The 1,098-nt window shown below is 61.0% G+C and carries 1 pseudogene; it reads right to left on the bottom strand.

Annotation, left to right across the window (positions count from 1 at the left end):
* Positions 1 to 1,098: pseudogene (locus K0F75_RS05565) on the bottom strand (sugar-binding protein); the annotation flags it as partial.

A 1,098-nucleotide genomic window follows, 5' to 3' on the forward strand; every position in this document is an offset into this window, starting at 1 on the left:
CTTGGCGAAGTCGACGCCGTCCTTGGCGTAATAAACCGTGACCACCCTTTTCACGTTTTTGTTCTGGGTCGTGGTTTCCTGGGTCAGCAGGTGGAAGCGGTTGAAGGAGCGCTCAACCGTGCGCACCGCCTGGCCCCCCACGTACAGGCTTTCGGTGGTGCCATACACATAGGTGCCGGTGATTTTGTAGAGGTTGTCCAGCCCGTCGTCTTCCCAAATCAGACCGGAGGCGTTGTAGCCCAGGAAGTTTTTGCCGAGGTCGGTGCCGTTGCCACGGTAGGTATACCGCGCCTCGATTGTGGGCTGGCCGGCGCCGGGATCGGTGATGTGCTTGGTCACCCGTCGCAGCGCCAGGCGTGCATCAAGGCCGGGGAATGCATGCCCGCCATCGTTGTACTCAACGGTTTCGTGCCCCCCCACCGGGTTCCACACCTGCTGGATACAGGTCAGGCCATGGAGCAGGACGTATTCAAAGCGCCAACAGGCATTCTCGGCAGTCGGCAGGGTGATCTGGCTGACCTTGTAGTCATGTTCGACCAGCGACAGGACAAAACGCACCGGCGCATCGTCAGGCTGCAGCAGTACCTCGACCGTGCGGCCCGTGCGCTTGATGGTCATCAGCCGGCGCTGAGCATCGCTGACGGATTCAAGCACTTGGTGATCGCCGAAGTAACCGTAGCTCAAACTGACCTTGCGCCCGTCGGGGGAGTGGATTTCATGCGGCAAGGCGACCCTGTTGGTGGCACTGCCGCCGACCTGAAGGATCTCGACCAGACCGGACTTGTGCACGACCTTGTAGCGGCCGCTGCCCAGGTCGTGGAAGTGAAAACTGTCGAGTTTTTTCTCTTTCATCAGGAGCTGGTTGTCGACGCTGCTGGTGCCGGTGACCTTGAAGGTCTCGCCGGTGCTCAGGGCCAGGATCTGGTCATGTGGGGTGTACTGCGACAGCTGCAAGTTCCAGCCCAGGCCGAAGCCAGTGTCGAGGGTATTAAGCGGGCTGAAGCTCAGTGCCAGGGGAACGACCGGGCCGGCGAGGTCATCGGTCTTGAGTTCGGGCAGGCTGATCGACACCGTGTACAAACCGGTGCGCGGGTCGAC

The organism is Pseudomonas sp. UMAB-08 (assembly GCF_900095225.1).
In the GTDB taxonomy this organism is placed as follows: Bacteria; Pseudomonadota; Gammaproteobacteria; order Pseudomonadales; family Pseudomonadaceae; genus Aquipseudomonas.